20 protein-coding genes are annotated in these 26515 nt (G+C 49.2%); 3 read left to right on the forward strand and 17 right to left on the reverse strand.

The annotated features are described in order from the left end of the window. The 9 genes from TX85_RS15045 to TX85_RS15090 form a co-directional block, all read right to left on the reverse strand. Complete coding sequence (locus TX85_RS15045; protein WP_044480332.1) at nt 1-1500, reverse strand: glycoside hydrolase family 43 protein; 1500 nt, start codon at nt 1498-1500, stop codon at nt 1-3. Nucleotides 1501-2455: 955 nt separating this feature from the next. Continuing rightward, nucleotides 2456-2740, reverse strand: coding sequence for a cytochrome aa3 quinol oxidase subunit IV (qoxD, locus tag TX85_RS15055; protein ID WP_044480827.1), 285 nt, complete (start codon nt 2738-2740; stop codon nt 2456-2458). A 10-nt stretch (nt 2741-2750) separates the two neighbouring features. Next, nucleotides 2751-3347: a cytochrome c oxidase subunit 3 gene (locus TX85_RS15060; RefSeq protein ID WP_044480334.1), complete on the reverse strand. Its 597-nt coding sequence runs from the start codon at nt 3345-3347 to the stop codon at nt 2751-2753. Next, nucleotides 3344-5287 (reverse strand): cytochrome aa3 quinol oxidase subunit I, encoded by a 1944-nt coding sequence (qoxB, locus tag TX85_RS15065; protein ID WP_044480335.1) that lies wholly within the window; start codon nt 5285-5287, stop codon nt 3344-3346. Before qoxB ends, TX85_RS15060 begins: the two co-directional genes overlap by 4 nt. Nucleotides 5288-5343: 56 nt before the next feature. Next, a complete protein-coding gene (qoxA, locus tag TX85_RS15070; protein ID WP_044480336.1) occupies nt 5344-6288 on the reverse strand; it encodes a cytochrome aa3 quinol oxidase subunit II in 945 nt (314 codons plus the stop codon). Between the two features lie 427 nt (nt 6289-6715). Beyond that, entirely contained in the window at nt 6716-7693 is a 978-nt protein-coding gene (locus tag TX85_RS15075; protein ID WP_044480337.1) for a diaminopimelate dehydrogenase, read from the reverse strand. Between the two features lie 273 nt (nt 7694-7966). Further along, the gene (locus tag TX85_RS15080) at nt 7967-9160 is read right to left on the reverse strand and encodes an SLC45 family MFS transporter (RefSeq protein ID WP_044480338.1); all 1194 of its coding nucleotides are present in this window, start codon (nt 9158-9160) and stop codon (nt 7967-7969) included. Between the two features lie 4 nt (nt 9161-9164). Then, the gene (locus tag TX85_RS15085) at nt 9165-9911 is read right to left on the reverse strand and encodes a glycerophosphodiester phosphodiesterase (RefSeq protein ID WP_044480339.1); all 747 of its coding nucleotides are present in this window, start codon (nt 9909-9911) and stop codon (nt 9165-9167) included. 154 nt (nt 9912-10065) lie between these two features. Then, the gene (locus TX85_RS15090; protein ID WP_044480340.1) at nt 10066-10605 is read right to left on the reverse strand and encodes a flavodoxin family protein; all 540 of its coding nucleotides are present in this window, start codon (nt 10603-10605) and stop codon (nt 10066-10068) included. Between the two features lie 251 nt (nt 10606-10856). Here TX85_RS15090 and TX85_RS15095 point away from each other — a divergent pair, with 251 nt between their 5' ends. Then, nucleotides 10857-11081 (forward strand): PspC domain-containing protein, encoded by a 225-nt coding sequence (locus TX85_RS15095; RefSeq protein ID WP_044480342.1) that lies wholly within the window; start codon nt 10857-10859, stop codon nt 11079-11081. Nucleotides 11082-11110: 29 nt separating this feature from the next. Further along, on the forward strand, nt 11111-11782 hold the full coding sequence (locus TX85_RS15100) for a PspA/IM30 family protein (protein WP_044480344.1): 672 nt from the start codon (nt 11111-11113) through the stop codon (nt 11780-11782). A gap of 1393 nt (nt 11783-13175) precedes the next feature. On the opposite strand, the gene TX85_RS15105 is transcribed toward TX85_RS15100, so the two are convergent. From TX85_RS15105 to TX85_RS15115, 3 genes are all read right to left on the reverse strand, one after another. Then, nucleotides 13176-14102: an SPFH domain-containing protein gene (locus TX85_RS15105; RefSeq protein ID WP_044480345.1), complete on the reverse strand. Its 927-nt coding sequence runs from the start codon at nt 14100-14102 to the stop codon at nt 13176-13178. Continuing rightward, complete coding sequence (locus tag TX85_RS15110) at nt 14102-14536, reverse strand: NfeD family protein (RefSeq protein WP_044480346.1); 435 nt, start codon at nt 14534-14536, stop codon at nt 14102-14104. Before TX85_RS15110 ends, TX85_RS15105 begins: the two co-directional genes overlap by 1 nt. 243 nt (nt 14537-14779) lie before the next feature. Continuing rightward, a complete protein-coding gene (locus TX85_RS15115) occupies nt 14780-16174 on the reverse strand; it encodes an L-cystine transporter (protein WP_044480348.1) in 1395 nt (464 codons plus the stop codon). A gap of 348 nt (nt 16175-16522) precedes the next feature. Between TX85_RS15115 and TX85_RS15120 the strand changes: the two genes are divergently transcribed. Beyond that, the gene (locus tag TX85_RS15120) at nt 16523-18235 is read left to right on the forward strand and encodes an alpha-amylase family glycosyl hydrolase (RefSeq protein WP_044480349.1); all 1713 of its coding nucleotides are present in this window, start codon (nt 16523-16525) and stop codon (nt 18233-18235) included. 447 nt (nt 18236-18682) lie between these two features. Here the strand turns inward: TX85_RS15120 and TX85_RS15125 are convergent, their stop codons facing one another. The 5 genes from TX85_RS15125 to TX85_RS15145 all read right to left on the reverse strand — a co-directional run bounded on the left by TX85_RS15125 (nt 18683) and on the right by TX85_RS15145 (nt 26458). Beyond that, a complete protein-coding gene (locus TX85_RS15125) occupies nt 18683-20374 on the reverse strand; it encodes a glycoside hydrolase family 13 protein (protein ID WP_044480350.1) in 1692 nt (563 codons plus the stop codon). 286 nt (nt 20375-20660) lie between these two features. Next, the gene (locus TX85_RS15130) at nt 20661-22748 is read right to left on the reverse strand and encodes a methyl-accepting chemotaxis protein (RefSeq protein ID WP_044480351.1); all 2088 of its coding nucleotides are present in this window, start codon (nt 22746-22748) and stop codon (nt 20661-20663) included. Nucleotides 22749-22899: 151 nt separating this feature from the next. Further along, nucleotides 22900-23745: a sugar ABC transporter permease gene (locus tag TX85_RS15135; RefSeq protein WP_044480353.1), complete on the reverse strand. Its 846-nt coding sequence runs from the start codon at nt 23743-23745 to the stop codon at nt 22900-22902. Further along, nucleotides 23742-25043: a carbohydrate ABC transporter permease gene (locus tag TX85_RS15140; RefSeq protein ID WP_044480355.1), complete on the reverse strand. Its 1302-nt coding sequence runs from the start codon at nt 25041-25043 to the stop codon at nt 23742-23744. The genes TX85_RS15135 and TX85_RS15140 overlap by 4 nt, the downstream gene beginning before the upstream one ends. Before the next feature lie 92 nt (nt 25044-25135). Continuing rightward, on the reverse strand, nt 25136-26458 hold the full coding sequence (locus TX85_RS15145) for a sugar ABC transporter substrate-binding protein (protein ID WP_044480357.1): 1323 nt from the start codon (nt 26456-26458) through the stop codon (nt 25136-25138). Nucleotides 26459-26515: the final 57 nt, after the last annotated feature.

The raw sequence follows: 26515 nt of genomic DNA on the forward strand, positions 1-26515 counted from the left end.
CTAGCTCACCGGTTCGTAGTCGAACCAGTCGAAATACGCCGGAGTCGCATGCTCTGAAGGACTTGTTGCATACATCGCAATAAAGACCCCTGTAAAGCCGCCGGCGATTTCCGTAGACAGCAAATGCGACTCGCCCCAGCCCATCTCAAGCACCTGCGATTTCATCGTAAGGAACAAGGCTTCGAACCTCTCCGGAAGCGCGCGGATTTGCAGCACGCCACTCCCCTCCGGGCAATCGCGAAGGTCCTCTACCTTCATCGAGCCGACCGTCCGCCGGAATACCAGAACCTTCCGGCCTCCTTCGAGTCTTACAGCGAGCTCATAATGATACTTGCTGTTCATGTATATGGTTAATCCCGCCTCTTCCCCCTCGTTCAACGGCTCAAATTCTATCGCTGCTTGTATGCGGCTGGAGAAATGACTGAGCCGGCGCCCGACAAAGGCTGGAGAACCGTAATCGCTCAACGTCACTGGTTGACCATATAAGGTCAGATATCCAGGGCGCTTTTCCAACGACCAGCTGCCCGGCTTCGGATTCCGCAAAAAGGCCCATTCCCAGCCCAGACGGGATTCGTCGAAATCATCTCTTACCGGCTTCTCAGGCCAACGAGTCTCGGGGAGCTCGGGAGCCTCCATGACGGGATGAATATGACCATGATTGCCGATGATCGGCCATCCGTCCTCCATCCAGGATACGCCCGCAAGAAATACTTCTCTGCCCAGATGGTGGCGATACGGATAGGATACCGGTCTTATTCCCAGGCATACCGCCCACCAACTGCCGTCCTGGGCTTGGACCAGATCCGCATGGCCGGTAGCTTGTATTGAAATGTCCATGCTCCGGTTCGAAAGAATGGGATTATCGGAGAAGGATTCATAGGGACCGTACGGATCTGTGCTCCGGGCAATGGTCACCATATGGCCGTATTCAGTCCCGCCCTCGGCGATCATCAAGTAATAGTAATCCTTGATTTTGTATAAGTGCGGGGCCTCAGGATGCGCTCCGCCGGCCCCCTTCCAGATCAGGCGGCTTTCGGTCAGCAAGCTTCCCGTCTCGATCTCGATTTCACATTGATAAATACCGCCGATACGCGCGGATTGAAGGTACACGCGGCCATCGTCGTCGAACAACAGGGAAGGGTCTATGCCATCCTGAGCAACCGTTATCGGCTTGGACCAAGGACCTTCCGGATTCCTCGTCTTCACGTAGAAATTTCCGATTCCGCCCACATTGGTGGTCACCATATAGAACCATCCCTTATTATAACGAAGGGTGGGCGCATAGATGCCGCTAGAATTCCCTGAACCTGAAAGCAGCAGCTGCTCTTCGGTAGTTAAACAATGGCCGATCTGCCGCCAATGAACCAGATCCTTACTATGAAAAATAGGTATGCCCGGAAAATATTCAAACGTGCTTGTAACCAAATAATAGTCCTCACCGACCCGGCAGATGCTGGGGTCAGGATAGAAGCCGGGGATAACGGGGTTCGTGAACTGCATCCATTGCACTCCTGTCTGAATCGTATTTAGCGTGCTGTATAAGTTGAATCAATATAATTACTTCCAGGGGCAACGTGTAAAGTGTTCCTACGATCGCTGTTGTTCGCGGAATTCTCTGATTCAACTTAATTAGGATAAGGTAGAAATCCGCTTTCAAAGGCGAACACTATCGTTTCTTCGTAACACTTTACACTTATGCCCTTTGAAGTAGTTTTTGAATTCAACTCATATAGAATACTTCTCCGTCTTGCCGGAGGAAGCTCTCAATCCCTATTATATTTCACGATAGGACATGGAACCTTCACTTTCGGGTCATGCTACTAGCATGATATAGACATTGTGATATTCATAAACAACCAAGGAGCTAAGTAAAAATAGACCGCTTAGCTCCTTGGTTTTTGGCGTCTACGCCTGCTATCTTAAGTAAATCCTTATATCACCAAACACAGGTTCAGGACTCGAGCTTGCACCTTACTGCCAAAGGCATTGCCCTCTTCACTACGGGGCTTTTGTCTTGCCTGGTTTTTAGCTGCAAATACTTCATGCTGACTTTGTTCGCACAATCACCTTGGACTTTTGTACACTGCAGCTCAAGCCAACAGTCCTCACAACTTGCGTTACGGTAATGTCGGTAGCGAAACAAATGCTTGAAAGCATTTAAATTTCTGGCAGGGACATTCATGCCGTGAATCAAATGCTCAAAAGCACTTAAATTGCTGGCTTGGGAGTTCATGTGGTGAAACAAGTGCCGAAAAGCACTTAAATTACTGGCTTGGGAGTTCATGCAGAGAAACAAACGCTCAAAAGCACTTATGCCCTTCTACCTCACTTCTTCAGTTCAACGCAAAATAGTAAAGACCCTGAGCATCACAAGGATGCTTCAGGGTCCTGACAATTCATCTCTATTCAAATCTGCTAACTCATGTTCATCCAAGCCTCAGGCTCTCCCGATCGATTACTGGTAGCCCCAGATCATCGTGAACAGGGTTCCGAATATCGTCACCAGGCCTACAAACAAGGCATAGATGAGGTTAGTGTAAAGTGCCGTCTTGGAGCCGTTCTCCCCGATATGCATGAACAGGAAGAGCTGGACGCCCATTTGAATCGCCGCGCTGATGATGAGGATCGTCATGCCTACTGCCGCAGACATATCCAGGAAGACTACGGACAGGGCAACAACCGACAGCAGCAGGGATAATACATAGCCCAGAATGTGCTGAATCGGGAACAATTTTTTCATGTCACTCATGTCACATCATTCCTTTCAAGTATACGAAGCTGAAGATGAAGATCCAGACGACGTCAAGGAAGTGCCAATACAGCGAAAAGATAAAGGTCTTGTTCGAAGTATCGAGCGTGAAGCCCTCCTTCTTGATCTGCAGCAACAGTCCGCCGCCCCACAGCAGACCCAAGGTCACGTGGAGGCCGTGCGTACCGAGAAGTACAAACAAGCTGGACAGGAATGCGCTCGTCTGCAGCGTTGCTCCTTCATGCACATAGGTAACGAATTCCATGATTTCAACGCCAAGGAACACCAGACCAAGCACAAGCGTAATTCCAAAGAATAGGAGCGCGGGCTTTTTCAACCCCAGACGCATACTGTTAATCACCAGACCAATTGTGAAGCTGCTCGTCAACAGGACAAACGTTTCAATCAATACAGGTCCAATCTCGAAAATCTCATGACCGCCCGGGCCGTTCCCCGTCCGGTTCCACAGCGCAAAATACACGGCAAACAGAGTTGAAAACAGAACAATTTCAGCGCCAAGGAACATCCAGAAGCCAAGAATCCGATTGCTATTCTCCTCGGAACGGTACTCCAGCGGCAGTGTATTATCTAGCTTCATACTTGTTCACCCCGCAATCTTGACTCGGTCTCTTGAATTTCTTTCACCGGAATATGACGCCCATGATCGCGTTCGAAGGAACGAACTGCAAGCATGATCAGAATGCCGATCCCGGAAATAATGGCTGGAGTCCACCAGCTGAATACCATGAAGAAGCCCCAGAAGAAGAACAGTATGGCCAAAATCACCGGCTGGCCGCTGTTATTCGGCATATGGATTTCTTCAAGCTTACCTTGATACAATTTATGTCCGCCTTTTTTCGCTTCCCAGAATGGGTCGAGTCCTGTAACCGTCGGTTCAATCGCGAAGTTATACTCCGGAACCGGGCTATGGGTGCTCCACTCCAGTGTCCGTGCGTTCCAAGGATCGCCTGTAGTATCTCTTGGCGCATAACGGAAGCTCCAGTAAATGTTATACACCAGAATAATAAATCCGATAGCCAATCCCACCGCACCTATGGATGCAATCAAGTTCAACGGACCATAGCCGGTGCTTTCCGAATAAGTGTACATCCGGCGCGTCATCCCGTTCAGTCCGAGGAAGAACAGCGGCAGGAAGGTTACGTTGAAGCTGATCGCGATCGTCCAGAAAGCAAGCTTGCCCTGACGTTCGTTAAGCCGGAAGCCGAACAGCTTAGGGAACCAGTAGTAGAAGCCGGCGATAACGGCAAATACCGTACCCGGAATCAATACATAGTGGAAATGCGCCACCAGGAACATCGTATTATGATACTGATAGTCGGCGCTGGCCATCGCCAACATGACGCCCGTGACGCCGCCGATCGTAAAGATCGGGATAAAGGCGAGCGCATACAGCATCGGCGTCGTAAACTCGATCTTGCCTTTGTGCATCGTAAATAGCCAGTTGAATATTTTCACACCTGTAGGAACCGCAATCGCCATCGTCGTGATCGAGAAGACCCCGTTGACCATCGCGCCGTGTCCCATCGTATAGAAGTGATGCGCCCATACCACGAAGGACAGGAGCGAGATGACGACCATACTCCATACCATCGATTTATAGCCGTACAGATTTTTGCGCGAGAAGGTCGAGATAATTTCACTATAAATCCCGAACGCAGGAAGAATAACGATATATACTTCCGGATGCCCCCAGACCCAGAACAGGTTGGCCCAGAGCATATCCATCCCGCCATTGGCCATCGTGAAGAACTGAGAGCCAAATAAGCGGTCGAACATCATCAGTGCCAAGGCCACGGTCAATACCGGGAAGGCAAACAGAATAATGACACAAGTAATCAAGACAGACCAGGTAAACATCGGCATCTTCATCAATGTCATGCCTTTGGCACGCATTTTCAGAATCGTGACAATGAAGTTGATCCCGGTCATCAACGTACCGATCCCCGCTATCTGCAGTGCAATCGAGTAATAGTTATTCCCTACCGTCGGGCTGAACTCAATGCTCGCCAGCGGGAAATAAGCCGTCCAACCCGCGTCCGGCGAACCGCCGATAACGAAGGAGATGTTGAAAAGCATCGCCCCTGCGAAAAACAGCCAGAAGCTGACCGCATTCAGCCGAGGGAACGCCACGTCGCGCGCCCCGATCTGGAGCGGAACGACCACATTCATCAGGCCGATAATAAATGGCATCGCCATAAACAGAATCATGACTACGCCATGCGTTGTAAAAATCTCATTATAGTGCTGGGCATCCAGCAATCCGTTCTCCGGTCTTGACAGCTGTCCGCGCATCAAGAGCCCGTCTACGCCCCCGCGGAACAGCATCAGCAGCGCCGAGATGATGTACATAATCCCGATCCGCTTGTGATCCACGGTCGTCAGCCATTCACGCCATAAGTAGCCCCATTTTTTAAAATAGGTCAGGCCGATCAGAATCGCCAGTGATGCCACGACGATGCTCACCATCGCGCCATAGATCATCGGCTCGCCGGTGACGAAAAATTCGTCCCATTTCATGTCAAGCTTGCTCCCTTCCGTTCATAAGTTGCTGTTAATGTTCTGCCTTCCAAGTGCTACTCATGGTTGTGTTCCGAATGCTCCATCTCGGAGTGATCCATCTCGGAATGATCCATCTCCGAGTGATCCATCTCCGTGCTCTCTTCATCCGTGCTGCCATGATTATGTCCTGCATGTTCCCCTTCAGGCGCCGGGCTGAACTCCAGGTGTGTGGAAGTAAAGGTCTCACGACCTACATGGTCCGCATCAAGCAGAGATTGGAACTTTTCCTCTGTCAAATCCGAAGCCGTCATCTTCACTTCGTCAATCCATTCCTCAAATTCTTTAGTCGAGGTAGCGTAAACTTCAAATTCCATATGGGCAAAGCCTTCGCCCGAGAAGTTGGAGTTCTTGCCCATAAAGGAGCCCGGATGCTCGGCAACCAAATTTAGCTTCGTAACCATGTCACTCATAGCGTACTTCTGTCCGCCAAGCTGCGGCACCCAGAAGCTGGTAATCGGTCCGTACGAATAAAGTCTGAATTCGATTGGACGGTTTACAGGAATGTTCACATAGTTCACCGTCTCAATGCCTTCCTCCGGATAGCTGAAATGCCACTTCCAGTTAGATGAAGCCGCATAAATGACTAATGGCTTTTGATCCTCATACCCAGCCGGTACCGTTTCAACTGCATACGTACTGCGAACAGTAACAACTGAAAGCACAGCCACGATAATAACCGGGATCGCGATCCAGGTTATTTCCAACCACTTGTTGCCCTCCTCATGCGGCGGCTCATAGTCAGGCGCTGCCTTGGAAGCTCTGTATTTGGTCAGCATATAAATGTACAACACATACACCACTAGCAGTACAAGCGCCATTACGATGATCGAAAAGATAATAACATTCGACTGTGTCTTGGCTACCGGTCCCTTGGGATTCAGTACCATCAGCGAGCTGCAGCCAGACAGCAGGAGCACCAGGGCCGAAAATACCGCAAGCAGAAGTCCCTTCCTCTTCATAGGATTACGATTCCCCTTTCATAATGTAAGACTTCTCATTGTAGAATTCTCATGTCATGGTCAGACGGATCCCAACCACGCTCAAACATCACTCTAAGATTATGTTAGGGAAGCCCCGATTCATTGACAATTCATATAGAAAGGAATATATGTAATATATTTACAATTAAAAGCGTTATATTTTTTTATTTAATCAATAATTTCTCGATTTAAGGGCAAATTCGGTTGAATTAGACCGTTTTCGGCGATTTTGATAATTGTTCACAAACCTTTCCTTCACGCCTTTAGTTCGGAAATTTGTCATATTCATCACAGATTCTTGTGATAATAATCACTTACGTATGTATTTTAAAATCAAATAAAGGACCTCCCTATCGATTGACAGGAGATCCTTTAGTTGTATGTTTTGTATCTATTCTATTACACCTTACAGCAATCTTTGACGCAGCTCTTCAGGTGAAAATTGTGACAATAAACCGAACGGAATATCGAATACCGTTTTGGCTCCTTTTTGCCCTTCCTGGGATAAGCGGTGGGCGGCACGCGCATAAGCAACTAGTACGCTCGCTGTGAACTCGGGATTGCTGTCCAGCTTCAAGCCGAACTCCACAATTTGCTTATTGTTCTCACCCGTTACTCCGCTACGCAGCACGGTTCCGCCATGCGGCATGGTCGAGTGGTCACGCTTCAATTCCTCTTCACTGATAAAGTGAACGGTGGTATCGTAGTCGGCAAAGTAGTTAGGCATCTCTTTGATCTGACGCTCAATCTGCGACCGATCTGCACCTTCCTCTGCTACGACAAAACATTCACGCAAATGCTTCTCTCTGGTGGTTAGCTCCGGATTTTCGCCACGGCGAACACGTTCGACTGCCGCTTCGACAGGAATCGTATACTGCACACCGTTTTTCACTCCGGCTACGCGGCGGATAGCATCGGAATGTCCTTGGCTGACGCCTTTCCCCCAGAACGTATATTCCTTGCCTTCAGGAAGCACCGCTTCCGCCAGAAGTCGATTTAGCGAGAACAAGCCCGGATCCCACCCCGTTGAGATGACGCTGACATTTCCGCCTTGAAGCGCAGCCACGTTCACTTCCTCGAAATACGCCGGAATTTTGGCATGCGTATCAAAGCTGTCCACCGTATTGAACAAAGCCGCCAGCTCCGGTCCCTGCTCTGGCAGGTCAGTTGCGGAACCGCCGCACAGAATAAGCACGTCAATTTCACCTTTATACTTTTCTACTTCCGAAATATGAACAACGCCCTGTGACGCTGCCACCTCATTTGGATGTCTCCGGGAAAAAATAGCACGAAGCTCAAAATCCGGATTTTGCCGGATCGCCTTCTCCACGCCTCGTCCCAAATTTCCATAACCTACAATTCCTGCTCTGATGGCCTTGGTCACTTATTTGTCCTCCTTCAAAAATAATATGTCCCATTTTAGCGCACCGAGCAAACTTTTTAAATAGCTGACACTAAAGAGGTTGTTCAAAAAGTCATCTTTTGATCACGAAGGGGTTCAAGAGGTTGATTCGACATCGAATCTTGCGTTCACCCTCGAAGTCCGGTACTCATGTAGGTTCTGCCTACACTCCGTTCCTCCTTCTTCGGATTCTCGCAACCTTCTCGGTGCTGAAAAGCCGACTTTTTGAACTCACATTTAAAGTAAAGAAATTTCTTATGCGGCGCTGCGATCCTCTGCGCTTCGCTCGCCGGAGGAGGCGCCCAGCAGGAAGCACAAGGCCAACAGCAGCCCCGCTGAGGCGCTTATGAACAGTGCCGAATACCCGAACACATCAATCACCCAACCAAGCAGCGGAGGGGAGGTAATGGCCGCAAGCGAGGAGACAAAATAGTAGATCCCGGTCCGCGTCCCGATACTCTCCTCTGCACCGGTTGAAATCACCCAAGGATAGGAATTGATATTAATGCAGGCCCAGAAAACACCGCCCACAATCAACATGACCCGCAGCATCAGGATGGAGTCGAGAAAGACGATCGAAGCAAACACAAGGAATAACCCGGCCACACCGGCCATGATCACCTTCTTCTTGCCGAACTTAGCCCCGAGCCATCCGCTTGGCAGCGCAAAGATCAGAAAGGCCAGCGAGAAAAATGTCAGCGAAAACGAGGCCTCTCCATCCGTCATGCCCATATGCTTCGTTCCATATAACGTAAATAAAGCCTCCACGCCCTGATAAGCCACGAACCAGCAAAATATAGCCCCAAGGATAAACAAAGTCGTCCGGTCCAATTGATCCTTAATACGCACCGGCGGATGAGTCTCACTCTTGGAAGACACCGCAAGCCCTGTAACGATGGGCTCCTTGATTACCGCCTTCAATACGGCCATACAGATCAGCATCGTGATTCCCGCAAATAAAAAGGGCACAAACGAGCCGATTCCATAGAGCTTGGAGCCGACACCAAACGCCAGCACCGAACCGATCCCGCCCATCAGGTTGATGATCCCGTTGGCCCGGGTCCGCTTGGCCTCCGGCGTAATATCCGGCATCAGAGCCACGGTAGGGGCTCTGAACAGACTCATGGACAAGTTCATCAGCACCATGAACAGCACCAGCGTCACAAAGCTGTTATGAAGCGGGATCAAGGAGGCAAATACCGCCCCAAGCGGCATGCCGATCAGAAGGAAAGGCATGCGGCGCCCGAAGCGTGTACGAATTTTATCACTGCGATGTCCAATCCACGGCTGCAAAAACATGGCGAAATAATTATCAATGGTCATCATAAACCCGATTAATGCCGCACTTTTCAGATAGTTATCCAAAAACAGCGGTACAAAGGCATTATACAGCGCCCAGGTCAAGCTGATACTGAAGAAGCCAAGTCCCAGCAGCCATGTTTTTTTCATTGCTTCACGCTCCCGTTTTGTTTGACAGCAGGCCGGCCAGACGGTCAGGGTAGTCGGTGATCATCCCGGCCACTCCCGCCTGAATCAGCGCGGTCATCTCGTGAATTTCATTAACCGTAAAGGGATGATAGGCCACCCCATGAGCAGTTGCTTCAGCAACAAATTCCGGACGCACGGCATACTGAATGGCGTGCAACGCCTCAGCCCTAATCGCCCCGGCATACTTCCAAGGCTCATACAGCCCTTCCATATAGAGAATGCCGGTTTTGATCTCGGGTGCCAAGGCTTTACATTCAACCAGGGAATAATGATTGAAGCTTGAAATGACCGTCTGTTCAGACAATCCACAGGCTCTCACGGCCTCAATCACTTTCCGCTCCAGTTCCGGATATTGAATTAGCCCGTTCTTCAATTCCAAATTCAACACCACTCGACTTTCTGCCTGACGGACAAGCTCAAGCAATTCTTCCAGTGTCGGGATCCGCTCCCCTCTGTACTTTTCATCGTACCAAGACCCTGCCTCCAGCTGGCGCAGTTCCTCCAGCGTAATGTCCTTTACCCATGCCGGAGATCCTGTTGTCCGTTGCAGCGACTCATCATGGATCAATACCAGATGCCCGTCCCGGGTCATTTGCACATCCGTCTCAATCCCTGTAGCGCCCAGCTCCAAAGCATATCGAAAAGAAACCATCGTATTTTCCGGACGGTGCCCGGCCGCACCACGATGTGCGAAATTTATCAATTCAGACAAAGCAGTTCCTCCTCCATATATCTGCATTTTTAGATGATTAAATATGTATTATCCACACCCTTAGTATAATCCTGCATTGTCACCGGAATATAAACACAAAGACCCTTAGCCTGAAATTCAGGCCAAAGGTCTGTAAGGTAGGGCGAGTGTTGCCCTAAGAGCCTAGCTCCCGATTCAGCAGCATGGCATCAGAGAGCGCACGAGTATCCTGCAAGATGTCTCCCGGACGGCTGGCTTTGCCGATAACGTAAGACTCGAATGACATCCCGACAAATTCGAAGCAATATTTCATCTGCTGAATTAGCGGCATCGCCTTCATGCGGGGATCATCTCCTCCGACCGCAATGACGTACGCCTTCTTTTGCGCCATGCTCGCCTTGAAGTCATAGTCAGCACTCCGCAGACTCTGCGACCAGCGATCAATAAAGTTCTTCATCACTCCCGACATCGTATACCAATATACCGGCGTAGCAAAAATAATCTTGTCATGGCGGAGCACCTCCATGATCACCGACTCATAATCGTCAGCCACCGGATCAAAGCCTCCTCGTTCATGCCGCTGATCCCGAATCGGTAAAATAGACAGCTCGCGAAGCAGAATCTGTTTATGAGGGAGTCCCTCAAGGGCCAACCGGGTCAATTGCTCGGTATTCCCATCCGCTCGACTACTTCCCTGCAGCACCAAAATACTCATTTTCCTCCACATCCTCCTGCTTGTAATGACATCGCCATGGCCTTCCAAGATTTGCAATCCTTACGACGCAGCCTTCACCGTCCGCCCCCTCCCTGACCCTGCGACGAGGTGGCTACTGGCCTTAGGTCCAGTTCAAAAACCGTCTGCAGCCTGTTATGCCGAGACCCGGAAATCGGTAGAATAAAGACATGAATAACAAACGAACCGCATAACCATCCCCTTTAAATAAACCAAGAAAGCGAGTGTCACCTATGAAAAAATTATTTCGTTCCTCCACCGACAAGCAAGTCTCCGGCCTTTGCGGCGGGCTTGCAAGCTTCCTCGGAGTTGACTCGACAGTCGTTCGTCTGATCGTTGTCGTGCTGGGTATATGCAGCTTCGGCACGACGATCCTTATCTACCTGATTGCCAGCTTGATCGTACCGAAGGAGCCGACCGGCTTTTACAGCTACGATGATCCATTCAACCAGTTCTAATTCTATATTATCAAAAGGAGTGTATAAACATGAGTTTATTTGATCGAATTTCCAATTTAACAAAGGCTACCTTGCATGAAGCTTTGAATAAGCTGGAGAATCCTGTTCTGATGACCGGACAGTATTTACGGAATTTGGAGGAAGACCTTCGGATTGCTGAGAAGCTCTTGAAGGAGCAGCGCATGAATGTCAGCATCCAGGAACGCAAACAGCAGGATGCCCTGGAAGCGGCACGCTATAGCGAGGCGCAAGCTTTGGCAGCCCTGGAAGCCGGTGACGATGTAAAGGCCCGTGCGGCGGCGGCAGCGAAGATTCGCCATGAAGAGCTGGCGGGGCAATACGGCGAGGAGGCTTCACAAGCTCGCAGCCGGGTGGTCGAGCTTGAGATTCGCCTGGAGGAAGGCAAGCAGGAGTATGCACGCTTGAAGGAGAAGCGCAATGAGCTGGCGGCTCGCGCCCGCAAGGTCGAAGAACAGAACCAGGCGCAACGTCCGAACTTCAGCTCCGGCCTTGAGTCAGGAGCAGCCGCCCGCGGATTCGAGCGTATGGAAGAGAAGATTCTGGAATGGGAAGCCGGCAGTCAGCTCAGAGGAACAACGAGCACAGGCTCCGAGGGCTCTTCATCTCTAGAAGACAACTCCGCCGTCAATGATGAACTGCAGCGGCTTAAGGATCAACTGAACAGCCGCAAGGAAGGTTAATTCGGAGACGCGCGTTAATTAAGAGGCTGTGCCGGATGGTTTGATCCAATGACCTCCGGTGCGGCTTCTTTGCGCATTATCCTGCGAGAGCGCAGCCATGTGAGGCCGTCTGAAGATTGATTCTGCGTGCTGGGGGTAACGTGTGAAGGTTGCTTTCGATCGCTGTTGCTCGCGGATTTCTTGATTGAATAAAACACAGTATCGTAGAAATCCACTCGTAAAGGCGACCACTCCGTTTTGCACCAACCTTCACACTTATACCCTTTTACGCAGGCACTTTAGATCGGCATCGTAATGCGCCGCCGAATGCACTTAGAAGCTCCACACGTCCCTCCGCAAGTCTGAGGGATGGCAGAATGCACCAGAGTCACTTGCCTAGTCTACAGGCTCGTTCATCAGCATAGCATCTTGATGCCTGATACATTACAAACAGTAAATAGGCAACACCGCATCATTATTAGGGGATGCCCCAATTTCAACAAGCACGCAGAGCAAGGGTTATTCCAGTAACTTCAGCAATATACCCACCAAATACGCATTCAGTGAAAAAAGTTACCTTAAATTCAGCGGAAATGCTTGAAATGCGGATTTAGTGAAATTTTTGTACTTAAAGTTGGCTAAAACGCGGGTTTGGCTAGTTACTGGTGATCTAAGGTAAGTTTTTTCACTAAAAGTGGGTTCGTGCGTCGAACGAAGATTTTAAGGGAAGTAATTTCATTAAATCGTTACCGGATGAGCATGAGCAGAAGAATGAGGTGCTCATATCGTCTTGTAGGGCAATTGAAGTTCAGAACAAGACTGGAATGCCGGTGGGGCAAGTTAAGTTCGGAAAAAATTTCAGTATTGGCAGGACAGGCGAGGTTTCGGGGCAAGGCTTGGAGCATCGTGAGGCGGAGGCGCAACTTTAGGCGCGGTAGGTCATTGACGTCGTGCATAAGCTATCACGCAACCTTCCATTCGCGCTTAGCCCAAGGCTGTGCGTAGTTTCCTGCTTGTATGCCACAGGGAGGTAAGTTAATAGCGGTGAAGTTATTGCTGCTTAGGCATAGCTATGTGCAGACTGCATTGCAGTTAAACTGCAAAAGCGAAGTAATCAAGGCAAAAGTGTGCAGTGTTAAAACCTTTTTATAAGAAAGCTACTTCGGAAGCATAGAGCGTCAGCGGTCGCCTTTGTGAGCGGATTTCTCCCTTGTTAGAACCTAGTCCAATCATAGAAATCCGCGAACAACAGCGATCGTAAGCATACTTCACACGTTGCCTCATCTAACTCGCCCTCTTATGTTTTACTGTTTCTCATTATTGCACATGCAGACAACGGCAAACGAAGAAGCATAGCCATTCAGAGGAATTCCCCTGTCGGCTATGCTCCTTATTAACCGTATGAAATAAAATTTTACTTGCCGCTCTTGAACAGTTCACCCATTGCGCCGAGGCTGCCCAGCGTCTCCACCGCATTCGAAGGGATGAAGATTTTGTTAGCAGGCCCCTTAGCCACTTCTTTGAGTGCTTCAAAGGACTGGTAAGCAAGGACTTGTTCATTCAGAGCCGCGTTACGCAGCATTTCGATCCGCGCCTGTTCGGCAGCAGCAACGGCTTCGATCGCCTTTGCTTCCCCGAGGGCTTCCAGCTCTTGCGCTTGGCGCAAACCTTCCGCTTCGCGAATCCGTGCTTCCTTGTCACCTTCCGCCTTGAGGATCTTACTTTGCTTATCCCCTTCAGCACGCAAGATCATGTCTTGCTTAGCAGCTTCCGCTTCAAGGACAATCGCACGCTTGTTACGTTCAGCCTTCATTTGCTTATCCATCGCTTCCTGAATATCAAGCGGCGGTTTAATATCGATGACTTCTACGCGCTCAATCCGTACGCCCCATTTTTCGGTTGCTTCATCCAGCGCAATACGGATATCGGAGGAGATTTTTTCACGCCCGGACAACGTTTCGTCCAGCTCCATCTTACCGATGATTTGCCGCATGGTTGCTGTCGAAATGTTGCGAACCCCGTATACATAATCGGAGATACCATAAGTGGCTTGTTCAGGACCTACAACTTGATAGAAAATAATCGTGTCGATCTGAACCTGCACGTTATCCTTCGTGATTACGGTCTGTGGCGGTACATTGGCTTGTTGAATCCGCAAGTCATGGTACGTGCGCACCTGATCGATCACCGGAATCAGGATGTTCAGACCCGGACTCATTAATCTGTGGAACCTACCCAGACGTTCAACAACCCCAACCCGCTGCTGCGGTACAATCTTGATAGTTAGTGAGACAAAGACAACAACAACAATAGCAATGACCGCAATAATAGCCCATTCCATTAAGTGAATTCCTCCCATCGTTCTACTTCGATAATCGTACTGCTCCGTGAAATCACCCTTACCCGCTCATCTTTGGCCAGCAACTGAGCTGATACGGCACTCCACGTGTCGCTCCCAACCTTAACGATTCCGTACTGTCCCGGCTCGATCGGATCAACGACAACTCCCTGTCTCCCTACTAATTCGGTACCCGTGTCCTGAAATCCTTTGGAACTCCGAACCTTTTTGGAAATTGGCTTGGTGAAGATCGTCAGCACGAGCGTCACGATACTTCCAGCCACTACCTGGAGCAAATATGCATCTGGGGCAATCCATGCCACTAACGCCGCCACCAGGGCTCCTATACAGAACCAGAGCATATAAAAGGTCAGCGTAAACATTTCAAGCACCAATATGATACCTGCGGCTATCAACCATACAATCCATGCATCCATTGTGTCAGATGCACCACCTTTCCGCATGATAGTAATATATACGAGGCTCGAACAAAAAAGTATCAGGAATTTCTTTCTTTAGCAAGCTATTTATCGGAAGGCAGGTAAGAAACGGTAAAGGTTAACGGCAGAAACGAAATGAGCTGACGCCGGTTTAGTACCGACGCCAGCTCGCAGCTTAGTTATTCAATGCTCATTAAAGGGACATTCATGCGTTTTTGTTGAATTCCCTATTCAACCCTTTTATGCCTGTACAGCACTATCCAGATCTACATTTTGTTTAAAGACGTCCTGATCGTTCTCGCCCAGAATCTTGCCCGTAATGACACCGGCTGTGATCGAATCGTTAACGTTCAAGGCCGTGCGCCCCATATCGATCAACGGCTCGACCGAGATCAACAGACCGGCGAGTGCAACCGGCAGATTCATCGTAGACAAGACGATCAGCGAGGCAAAGGTTGCGCCACCCCCAACGCCGGCTACGCCGAACGAACTGATGGTAACCACCAGAATCAACGTCAGGATAAAGTCCCAGCTCAAAGGATCGATACCGACGGTTGGTGCGATCATCACAGCCAGCATGGCAGGATAGATCCCTGCGCAGCCGTTCTGACCGATGGTTGCTCCGAAGGAAGCAGACAGGTTAGCGATCCCGTCCGATACGCCAAGGCGTTTCGTTTGCGTCTCTACGTTAAGCGGAATAGTCGCTGCACTCGAACGCGAGGTGAATGCAAAGATCAGTGTCGGCAATACTTTTCTAACATACTGCACCGGATTATACCCGAACAATGCGAGCAGAATCAGATGAATGATGAACATAACGATAAGCGCTACATAGGAAGCACCAACAAACTTGATCAGCTTCAGAATCTCTTGCGGATTGGTGGTTGCCACCGTATTTGTAATCAAGGCCAGAATTCCGTATGGCGTCAGCCTTAACACCAGCGTCACAATTCGCATAACAACCGCATAGACAGCGTCAACCAATTTGCGGAAGGTGTCTGCCTGTTCCGGTTTTTTCTTATCCAATCCAAGTACGGCTACCCCGATAAATGCCGAAAAGATAACCACTGCCAGTGTCGAGGTGCTGCGGGCACCAGTCATATCTGCAAACGGATTTGTTGGAATGAAATCCAATACTTGCTGCGGAATAGATTTATTCGCGACCGATCCCGCACGTTCTTCCAATGCAACACCACGCGCTTGCTCCGCTTCACCCGCTTCAATCTCGATGGCCTTCAAATCGAAGCCAATACTCGTGATGATGCTGACCGAAGCTGCAATCGCCGTGGTAATTAACAGCACTGCGATGATCAGACCGCTGATCTTACCCAGATTTTGCTTGCCCTTCAGCTTCGCAATCGCTGAGATAATCGATACCATGATCAAAGGAATCACTATCATTTGCAGCAAGCCTACATATCCCCGTCCAACCAAATTGAACCAGTCGGTGGAATTTGCAAGCACCTCCGAATCAGCATTATATACCAGCTGCAGAATCACACCGAATACCAAGCCTAGCCCGAGGCCGGTGAAGACCCGCTTCGTAAATGAAATATGTTTCTTTTGCATCCATACCAGCACGCCAAGCAATACCAGCATTATTGCAATATTCAGGATAACTTGAAATGTACCCATCTTAAAATACTCCCCCTGCTAATTATTGTGAACCATACAGATTGGCAACCTGACTCTTGGTGTAAAGAAGTTGGATCTGTTCAGCTGTTATCTTAGCACATATCATACTAAATGGATAGGATTAATTTATCTAGGAATTTTCGTTATAACTCCCGATGCGAAGGTACCATATATATGAAGTATATATAAGTAATTTTCAATAATACTATCTTTTACCCAATAATTTGTTGGATTAAAAGGTAATTTGCTTCAATAGTCAGAATTACGGTTGTGCAAACGTTTTAACAAAACGAGTTATTCGGTTATGATGGACATAGAATGCTAACTTGAATGGAGGCAACTCTCATAATGAATCGTAATAAAAATACAAAGCCCGGATATCTCAAATGGCTTGGAAGCGCTGTCCTGATCATAGTGATATTAACAGGATGTACTCTCGGAGGCCATAGCAGTCAGGAAATTAATTCCGCTTCTGGGGACTCTGCGAACAGCACGCAACAAGCAGATTCACCGACCAATTCCGAATCTGTCCCTGGTGGCAGCCCAGTATCGATGCTTGCTACCCAGCCTTCGGATGTATATTATGAGATATTTGTCCGTTCCTTTTATGATTCGGACGGAGATGGGATCGGTGACTTCAAGGGCCTCATTGAAAAATTGGATTATCTGAATGACGGCAACCCGGATACAGACAATGATCTGGGCATCGAAGGAATTTGGCTTATGCCGATCAATCCTTCCCCCAGCTATCATGGGTATGATGTAACCGACTACCGCGCTATTCATCCTGATTATGGGACGATGGAGGATTTCAAGGAATTTCTCGATGAAGCTCACAAGCGCGGCATCAAGGTGATTATGGATCTGGTCGTGAACCATACGAGTAAAGAGCACCCTTGGTTTCTGGAGGCCGCAGCGGACAAGAACAGTCCGTATCGCGACTGGTACATCTGGGCGGAGGATCAGAACCGCCAGACTGGAGGATCCAGTGCTGCCGGAAGCGGAAGTCCGTGGCATACAGCGCGAGGCGACCACTATATGGGGATTTTTTGGGAAGGCATGCCGGATTTGAACTTCGATAATCCTGAGGTTCGTCAGGAGATGAAGGAGACCGGACGATTCTGGCTGGAATTGGGACTGGATGGATTCCGGCTCGATGCGGCCAAGCATATTTATGAGGATCTGATTACTGATAAAGGGCAAGAGACCACGGACAAGAACGTGGCATGGTGGCGAGAATTCCGCAGCAGTATGCTGGAAGTCAACCCTGATGCTTATCTCGTCGGCGAGGTGTGGGATCCTTCACCGGCTCTGATTGCAAATTATTTGGACTCCGCTCTGGATTCCGGCTTCAACTTCGGACTGGCCGAGACGATTCTAAGTGCAGCCAAGCAAGAGAAGGACAACAACATTGCCTTCACCCTGGAAAGAACTTATAAGCTGTTCGAAGAAAAATCAAAGGGCCAGTTCGTTGATGCCACCTTCCTGACCAATCACGATATGAACCGGGTGATGACTCAACTGGAAGGAAATGCGGATCATGCCAAAATGGCAGCCGGATTAATGCTCACACTGCCTGGGAATCCGTTCATCTATTACGGAGAAGAAATCGGCATGACCGGCGCCAAGCCCGACGAGAGCATTCGCGAGCCGATGCAGTGGCATGCAGGCGGGGCCGGGATTGGGCAGACCACCTGGGAACCTATTCAATTCAATACCGGCAAGCCCGGAACCAGCGTCGAGGAGCAGCTTCAGGACCCGGATTCCCTACTGTCGCATTACCGGAAATTAATCGCCCTGCGCAATGTCAGCAGTGCATTGAAGGATGGCGCCGTTAAGGAATTTGATTCAGGCCATGACGGTGTAATTGCTTATCTTCGTCAGAATGATCAGGAATCTGTACTGGTCCTGCATAACCTGACCGGCAAGGAACAGACCCTTCTTCTCGAAGCTGATGAAGAGCAGGCATTCACGAAGATTGCCGGAACCACAAGGGAAGGTGCACAGCTCAGCGCCAATCAGCTTGTTATTCCAGGCTACACTACAACCGTACTTCAATAACGAAAGGAGAGTGTCCCAGTCATTGAACTGCGCCCTATCATAGATGGTTGGGACACCTTTTTTAAAGTGAGGTTACGCCGTGCATTGCGAAATAAGTGCCGAAAGGCATTAAAGTTGCTGGTGTAGGTGGTCGTGCAAGTGATTTTAATGCACAATGTCACTAAAATCGCTGGCGTGGGTATAGTGCGGCGATTTTAATGCACAATGTCACTAAAAGCTTCAAGGCTTGCCAAAACCAGTTTGAAGGCCGAGCGGATTTCCCGCGCTCCTCGCTTAGAAATCCGCAGTGGACGCAAGAAACCAAGGATTCAAGCGAGAAAAGACCGCTTAGCTCCTTGGTTTCTATGTGAAGACCGCTCTATTTTGTTATTAAGGGGTACAGAATTTTACTTGGGGATGCCCTCTTTTGTTCCGCCACAAGCTCGATATCGTCGAGTGCGGACCTTATTATACTGGCAGTCTATATACTCGAGCTTCATAAGGACGGAGCGTTAATTGCAGCAGTTCCTGGAGGTCTATGCCGTTTTGCGCCTGCTCTCCATAGTTGGCTAGAAGCAGATCCGTCTTCATCTCCCTGTTCAGCAGCTCAGGGGAAATCGTAAAGACTGCCGGAGAGGCGGAAAGGTTCGTAATGATCAGAAGGCGCTCCGAATCCAGTGTGCGAGTATAAGCATATATTTGCTCGTCCTCCGCCAGCAGCAAGTCATAGCTGCCATACACTGCAGTAGCATGAGCATTGCGGAGCGCGATCAAGCTCTTGAAATAATGATAGATAGAGTCCGGATCACGCAGGGACGACTCTACATTGATATCCACATAATTCGGATTGACCTTCATCCATGGAGTGCCGGTTGTAAACCCAGCCTGGGGAGTGCTGTTCCATTGCATTGGCGTTCTGGAATTATCCCGGCCGTTCTTCCAGATAACCGGCATAATCTCCTCATGGCTCTTGCCGTTCTCCTTCTCGATCCGATACCAATTCTTCATCGAGACATCATCATAATCTTCTATGGAAGGGAATTGCACATTCGTCATGCCAATCTCCTGTCCCTGATAAATGAACGGCGTGCCCTGCATCAGAAAATACATCGTAGCCAGCGCCTTTGCGGATTCAATCCGGAAATTGCTGTCATTGCCCCAGGTCGATACAGAACGGGGCTGATCATGATTTTCGAGGAATAAGGCATTCCATCCGGTCCCTTCCAGCTCTTTCTGCCATTTGGTAAGCACCTGCTTCAGGCGAGGCAGATCGAGTCCGTTATCCAGGCTTTTTTGCCAGAGTCCCATGTGCTCAAATTGAAAAATCATATTGAACTTCCCGCGCTCTTCACCGACCCAATGGTCCGCTTCCGACGCCTTCACCCCGCTGGCTTCCCCGACGGTCATAATGTCATGCTTATCGAAGGTCGCCTGCTTCAGCTCGGACAGCAGTTCATGAATCCCTTCACGGTTCATATGTCCTGCCTCTGAAGGGAGATAGCGAAGCTTGCTCGGATTAGGCATATCGGGGAATCCCGTCGTTTTCTTGATATGGGAGATCGCATCGACACGGAAGCCGTCGATTCCTTTATCGAGCCACCAGTTGATCATTTCGTAAATTTCCCGGCGCATCTCGGGATTTTCCCAGTTCAGGTCCGGCTGCCGTCTGGAAAATACATGCATAAAGTATTGTCCAGTGTGCTCGTCATACTCCCAAATCGATCCTCCGAACAAGCTGGCCCAGTTATTCGGCTCCCTGCCGTCCTTCGGATCAGCCCAAATATAATAATCCCGCTTCGGATTATCAAGCGAGGAACGCGATTCAATAAACCAAGGATGTTCATCCGAGGTATGGTTGACAACCAGATCCATGATTAACCGCATGCCTCTTGCATGTACCTCTCTCAGCAGATCATCAAAATCCTCCATCGTGCCGAACTCATCCATAATGCCCTGATAGTCCGACACATCGTACCCATTGTCATCGTTGGGTGATTTGTAGATCGGACAGATCCAGATGATCCCGATCCCCAGCTCCTTCAGATAATCCAGCTTGGAGATAATACCGCGCAGATCGCCAATTCCGTCCCCGTTGCTGTCCATGAAGCTCCGCGGATAAATTTGATAGGCTGTTGCCTCTTTCCACCATGTTCTCTTCATGCCGTTTCTTCACTCCTCAAATCTCTTTCTCTATGCCGGTATCTTAAGGGTTGCCCGCTATCTGTATCGGCATTCAACTTCGGCTGTTGTGTCCAACTTATTATAGCGGTTTCTTATGCGTTGCGCAATCGTTTGCGCAATAGGTAGAAAAGATCGAATACGTACGATCAATAAATCGCCCCTAGCTTCCCGAGTCATATCCGATGGTACATTGAATGCGCTTCAAGCAAAGGACGAAGCAAAACCCGCCATTTGAACAATGACGGGCTTTGCGAGCATTCTACTATTATTTAACATGCTCTGGACGTTCTGCACCGGGCTTGGTTGCTTCACTTTCTTCTACCTGAAACACACTGAGCGACTGCTTGAGGGATTCCGACAGCTCCTCCAGGCGATTAGAGAGCTTAACAAGCTCCTCACTGACTCCATGCTGCTCTGAGGCGACCGAGGCAACCTCCTCCGTCGAAGCGTTCGTCTGCTGTACTACCGAGCTGACATTTGTGATAAAGTCCCTTAATTGCGATTGGGAACGGATTAATTCCTTCACGGAAGCCGAAGAGTTCTCGATTTCTTCGATGAAGCTGTTCATTTCCGTGCTAACATTCCGGAAGATCGACGAAGCTCCCTTCACGGACTCCAGCTGTTCCGCAAACATCGGCGTGACCTCGCCCAGCACATGCAACGTGGCCGCAATCGCCTCCTGAATTTCCTCGGTCATGGCGGATACATTCTGGATAGATTCGTTGGAGGCCATCGACAGCTTCCGAATCTCATCGGCAATGACAATAAAGCCTTTACCCGCTGCCCCTGCCCGTGAGGCTTCGATTGAAGCATTGAGTGACAGGATATTGGTCTGCTTGGTCATCTCAATCATTGGCGCCAGGATATTCCGTATAGAATAGGTGCTCTTGCTCAATTTATCGGAATTGTCCTCAATGAGGCTCGTCATTCGAGAAACAGATTCCGTCTTTTCAACTAAATGCTCCATGTATTCCTGTCCCTGGCGGCTGACCTCAATGACCCGCCCTGCCGATTGATCCATCGTGGTATTAAGCTCAACAACACGGTTCATTTGAACGCCAATCTCCTCGGCCAACTCGGTTCCTTTTTCCGCCTCTCCGGCTAACCCGGAGGCTCCGCGAGCAATTTCTCCGGTTGCCATAGCAATTTCTTGCGCAGTGTTCGCGGTATCCCGAGAAGCCTTCGACAAATTTTCTGCGGTGGACAACAATGCTACTGTCGTGCCCCGGGTATGCTCCACCAGCAACGAAATCTGCTCCAGCATCCGGTTAAAGCTATGGCCGAGTCGCCCGATTTCATCTTTTCCTTTGAAGCCCGCGCGCACCTTCAGATTCCCTTGCTCTCCCTGCTCCATCAGTGTCGAGAGCTTCTGCAGCGGCTTCCCGACCATCCGGTACAAATAGTAACCAATGGCCAAGGCCACCAGAATAGAGGCAACCAACACATATAGCGTAACTCCGATCAGCTTGTCCGCCGCGCTCAGGAAATCACTTTCAGGCGCATAACCGATCAGCCGCCAATTGACAGATTGCAGCTGCCGGAAGACAACAAGCTGATTCGTGCCCGCTTCATCCTTCGCGGTGAAGGACTCACCCTTGCTGATCCGCTCCTCACTGACCGTAATGTAGGATTGCGTCTCCAGGAGATTCTTGTCGAAAGCATGCACGATCACCTGCTCCGGGCTCACAATCCGGACCTCGCCGCCATTTCCGATCTTCAAATTCGCCAAGCTCTCGGTAACAGCTTCGCTTTTAATCTCAATGAGCAGCACATACTCCGCCTCCTGATTATTCAGGTTCTGCAACAGCCGCCCCATCGTAATCGTCGGCTCATTGGATGACTCGAAGAAGCCCTTCTGAAGTCCAGGGATCCAGACTGGCTTGCCGCCCGCATCCACGATGCTCTGAATTCGGGACTTGGTATTCTCCGTGGTCTGAGTTCCACTGGCGCCGGAGGAAAAATAAGTTTTGGACGAATCCATGCGATTGATCAGACGAATGCCTGTCAGCCTGTTGTCAGAGCCCTTCAATGCATCCAGCTTGTTCTTGATTCGGGTCTCGGCGGCAGTCTTCTTGATAATGTCGATATTTGCATCCGAAACCGCTTCCAAGTCGCTTTTTAAAGCTTGGTCTACCGCCAGCTGTCTGGAGGAGGATTCATACTGTGCGAACAGGAAATCCAGCTTGTCCGCTGCTTGCTCAATCGCCTGGGATGACGCCAATCCCACCTGCTCGCGGATGATCTCCTTCGACATCAAGTAGGAACTGTAGCCGAGTATTGCAGACAAAAAAACAACCGTAACAAAGAGAATCATAGACACCTTCGTGCCCACGGATTTGAACTGCAGCTTCATCCTGTGTCTCCCCTTTTTAACTCTTGTATAAAAATTTAACTAATATGGTCCCGGATCAGGCAGGCGTGTGAAAGGATCTTAATCAATATGTATTAAAAAAAGGGTATAGCTCCCTTGTAAGTAAGCTATACCCTGATGGACAAAAGGATGTTTACCCCTTGCTCGCTCCCGAAGTCAAACCTTCGACAAGGAAGCGCTGCATGATCATAAACAAGATGGTAATCGGAACAGCAATGAGGACAGCACCGGCAGCAAACACGGTAAAGTTGGAGTTCTGCTGCGAAGCCACCATATCCCACATCCCGACAGCGAGCGTCCAGTTCTCCTTGGAACGGAGGATCAGACGGGCGAAGATAAAGTCCACCCACGGTCCTACGAACTGAAGAAGAGCCAGATAAGTCAGAATCGGACGGGACAGCGGCAATATAATGTGAGCAAAGATCCGGAAATTGCCTGCACCGTCAATTCTGGCCGCTTCGTCAAGCGAGCGCGGAACCGTATCGAAGAAGCCCTTGGCAATCAGTGTTAGTCCTAGCGGCGCTCCACAGGAGTATACCAGTACCAGGGCATAAGGATTATCCAGCAGCGACCATTCCTTCAAGAGCAGGAAGATTGCGATCATACTCATGAAGCCCGGGAACATCCCGAGAATCATCAGAATGGATAGAAAATTCTGACGATTCTTGAACCGGAAACGGGACAACGCATAGCTTGTCAAGAGCGTTAATGCGACGCCGAGCAGCATGGAGAGCACCGCAATCTTGAGCGTGTTCATATACCATTGCGGGAACAAGATGATGCGGGAATTGAACAGCTCGCTATAATGCTGCAAGGTGAAGCTCTCAGGAATAAGCGTCTTGCTGTAGAGCGATTTCCCCGGACGAACGGAGCCCAGTATGATCCAGAGTGCCGGATACACCGCACAGACCGCAAGGATAGTCAGCATAAGATAGCTGAGCGCCAAGCGCACGACGTTTTTTTGTTTGCGATTACTCATTGGATCATGTCCTCCTCTTTAAACGACTTGGTTCTGCGATAGTTATAAATCGAGAACGAGGCAATGATCACGAAGATAATGATCCCGACGGCTGACGCCATATTGTACTTGTTCTGGGTCAGCGTCAGCTTATACAGCCAGGTAACGAGCAGGTCCGTCGCACCTGCATATTGGTAGTCGCCCTTAACCGGATCACCGCCGGTGAGCAGGAAGATCATATTAAAGTTGTTGATATTGCCTGCAAACTGTGTAATGAGCGTCGGCGCAGTGGTAAACAGCACCATAGGCAGCGTAATAATTCTAAATTTCTGATAACCGCTGGCTCCATCAACCTCGGCAGCCTCATAGAGATCTCTTGGGATCGTGGTCAGTACGCCCATAATAAGCAGCATCGAGACCGGAATCCCAACCCACATATTGACTAGGATTACGGTGACCTTAGCCCAGATTTCATGGGTCAACCAAGGAATCTGGTCGATCCCGAAATATTGCAGATACTGATTGATCGGGCCGAATTGGCCGTTAAACATATTTCTCATGACAAGCAGCGAGATGAGCTGCGGAATGGCGTAGGGAAGAATCAGGATCGTTCTCCAAAACCCTTTGAACTTGATGCCTTGCTGATTGATCAGCAGAGCTACGAGCAGACCGCCAAAGTAGGTGGTCACAGTCGACAGAACCGCCCAGATAATGGTCCAGGTCAGAACGCCATAGAACGTATGGCTCCAGGTTTTGAGCGCGAGCAGATTTTTAAAGGTATCGAATCCGACCCAATCGACAAGCTTTACCGGCGGAATATGATTAGGTGACGAATAGTTCGTAAAGGCGATCATCACCATGAAAATGATCGGCAGAATCGTAAAGCATAGAATTCCGAGCGTTGGAATGCTTAACATGGCCACCGGGAATTTGTAATCAAGCACATAACGGACCGTCTGAACGAAATTGTTCGACGGATGGCCTTCCTCACGAAGGCGAGCAACCTTTCTTGCGTCGCGAATATTCTGAATGTAGACCACAAGAAAGATGATTAAGAATATAATGGTAATCAAGCTCTCGATCATAATGAAGATGGAATGGTCGCCCTCAACCCATTTTCCTTTGACTAATGTACGGGGAACATCCCCCAAGGTGACAATGCCCCAGAAGGCCCTGCCCAAATTGTTGATAAAGTAACTGACGCAAAAAAACTCAAATACAAGAAACAGTAATCCTTTAATATATTGCCTGTTATATATCTGTCCCAGGCCCATACTTAAAATCGACAGTATCGTTGCTTTGTTCCGATGTTGGTCCATCACATTATTCTCCTCTCCCTTGAAAATCAAGGAATTACCCGCCGCCAAGTGGCGGCGGGTCAACTAAATCATTTAGGCCCGCTGAAGTAAGCTTATTCTGCAGCCCCGTTATTCAAATCAGTAATTTGTTGAATTGCTTTTTCCATTGCAGTCTTAGGATCAGCTTGGTTGTTCCAGATTTCAGGCAGAGCTGCATTCACTGGAGACCATACATTAGACATTTCCGGTATCGAAGGCATTGGCTGGGAGTTCTTGGCTTGCTCAGCAAATCCCGAGATAAATGGATCGTTCTTGATTTGATCTACTTCAAGAGCTTCCAGGTTCGTAGGAATGGAACCAATCTTTTCGTTCAACAGCAATTGCGCTTCTTTGCTGGATGCGAACTGAGAATAGAGTTTGGCAGCATTCGGATATTTCGTATAGGAGCTGACAACATAAATCTTAACTCCGGAGAAGGAGATTGCTGGTTTACCTGCAACTGTAGGAATTGGAGCTACAGCCAGGTTGTCACCAAGAGCTTCCTTATAGCCAGCAAGCTCCCAAGGGCCATTAATGTCCATGGCTACGTCACCCGTATTGAACAAGCCGCGCTTGATATCCGGGTTGATGTCGCCGCTGTTGATCGGCAGAATTTCCTTCAGGCTTTGGAATACCTTCAAGCCTTCAATCGCACCTTCATTGGCAAGACCCATGTCATCCTTGTTCGTTCCGTTGTCGCCGAACAGGTAACCGCCGGTACTTGCGATGAACGGATAGTTGAAGTACATGTTGCCTGTTTCCCACATCAATGCATATTTCTTCTTGGCAGGATCATTGAAAGTCTTCGCGAAGGCAATAACATCATCAAACGACTTTGGCGGCTCAGGAAGCAAAGATTTATTGTAGAACAACGCTGTTGTCTCCACTGCTCTAGGATAGCCGTATAATGTCCCTTCGTAAGTAGAAGCAATGATCGATGCTTCCGTGTTATTCTTTGTCGTTTCTTCACCGAACTCGTCGTTCGCAAGAATCATGCCCGATTGAGCTGCGTTACCAAGGTGATCGTGCGGGATAACCATAACGTCTGCACCCAGACCCGACGGTCCGTCCGTCGTAATCTTGCCGACTTGGTCAGGAACCGCGACTTCTTCAATCTTGATCTTTACACCATATTTCTCTTCAAATTGCTTGGCAATTTCTTCAGTGAAAGCTACTTCTTCTTTACTTTCCCATACCAGAAGCTCAGCGCCTTCTTCAGGCTGAAGTCCTTCTGTTCCGGTGTTTTCAGAGCCTGTATTGGTTTGATTGTCGGCAACCGGTGTATTTGTTCCGTTGTTTGCTCCATTGTTTGCCGTATTGTTGCCGCCGCCACATGCCGTAAGCGATGCAACCAACGTCAGGCTTGCGAGTAATACCATTGTCTTTTTCAACTTCATAAAGCGAACCCCTCCTAAATTTTGTACAAGCTGCCTCAATTAAGGAATTTAACTTTC

The organism is Paenibacillus antibioticophila (assembly GCF_000455265.1).
GTDB lineage: Bacteria > Bacillota > Bacilli > Paenibacillales > Paenibacillaceae > Fontibacillus > Fontibacillus antibioticophila.

Coding starts and splice junctions, on each gene's coding strand:
- TX85_RS15045 (WP_044480332.1), bottom strand. CDS start 1,500: ATGCAGTTCACGAACCCCGTTATCCCCGGCTTCTATCCTGACCCCAGC.
- qoxD (WP_044480827.1), bottom strand. CDS start 2,740: ATGAAAAAATTGTTCCCGATTCAGCACATTCTGGGCTATGTATTATCC.
- TX85_RS15060 (WP_044480334.1), bottom strand. CDS start 3,347: ATGAAGCTAGATAATACACTGCCGCTGGAGTACCGTTCCGAGGAGAAT.
- qoxB (WP_044480335.1), bottom strand. CDS start 5,287: ATGAAATGGGACGAATTTTTCGTCACCGGCGAGCCGATGATCTATGGC.
- qoxA (WP_044480336.1), bottom strand. CDS start 6,288: ATGAAGAGGAAGGGACTTCTGCTTGCGGTATTTTCGGCCCTGGTGCTC.
- TX85_RS15080 (WP_044480338.1), bottom strand. CDS start 9,160: ATGAAAAAAACATGGCTGCTGGGACTTGGCTTCTTCAGTATCAGCTTG.
- TX85_RS15090 (WP_044480340.1), bottom strand. CDS start 10,605: ATGAGTATTTTGGTGCTGCAGGGAAGTAGTCGAGCGGATGGGAATACC.
- TX85_RS15095 (WP_044480342.1), top strand. CDS start 10,857: ATGAAAAAATTATTTCGTTCCTCCACCGACAAGCAAGTCTCCGGCCTT.
- TX85_RS15100 (WP_044480344.1), top strand. CDS start 11,111: ATGAGTTTATTTGATCGAATTTCCAATTTAACAAAGGCTACCTTGCAT.
- TX85_RS15105 (WP_044480345.1), bottom strand. CDS start 14,102: ATGGAATGGGCTATTATTGCGGTCATTGCTATTGTTGTTGTTGTCTTT.
- TX85_RS15110 (WP_044480346.1), bottom strand. CDS start 14,536: ATGGATGCATGGATTGTATGGTTGATAGCCGCAGGTATCATATTGGTG.
- TX85_RS15115 (WP_044480348.1), bottom strand. CDS start 16,174: ATGGGTACATTTCAAGTTATCCTGAATATTGCAATAATGCTGGTATTG.
- TX85_RS15120 (WP_044480349.1), top strand. CDS start 16,523: ATGAATCGTAATAAAAATACAAAGCCCGGATATCTCAAATGGCTTGGA.
- TX85_RS15125 (WP_044480350.1), bottom strand. CDS start 20,374: ATGAAGAGAACATGGTGGAAAGAGGCAACAGCCTATCAAATTTATCCG.
- TX85_RS15130 (WP_044480351.1), bottom strand. CDS start 22,748: ATGAAGCTGCAGTTCAAATCCGTGGGCACGAAGGTGTCTATGATTCTC.
- TX85_RS15135 (WP_044480353.1), bottom strand. CDS start 23,745: ATGAGTAATCGCAAACAAAAAAACGTCGTGCGCTTGGCGCTCAGCTAT.
- TX85_RS15140 (WP_044480355.1), bottom strand. CDS start 25,043: ATGGACCAACATCGGAACAAAGCAACGATACTGTCGATTTTAAGTATG.
- TX85_RS15145 (WP_044480357.1), bottom strand. CDS start 26,458: ATGAAGTTGAAAAAGACAATGGTATTACTCGCAAGCCTGACGTTGGTT.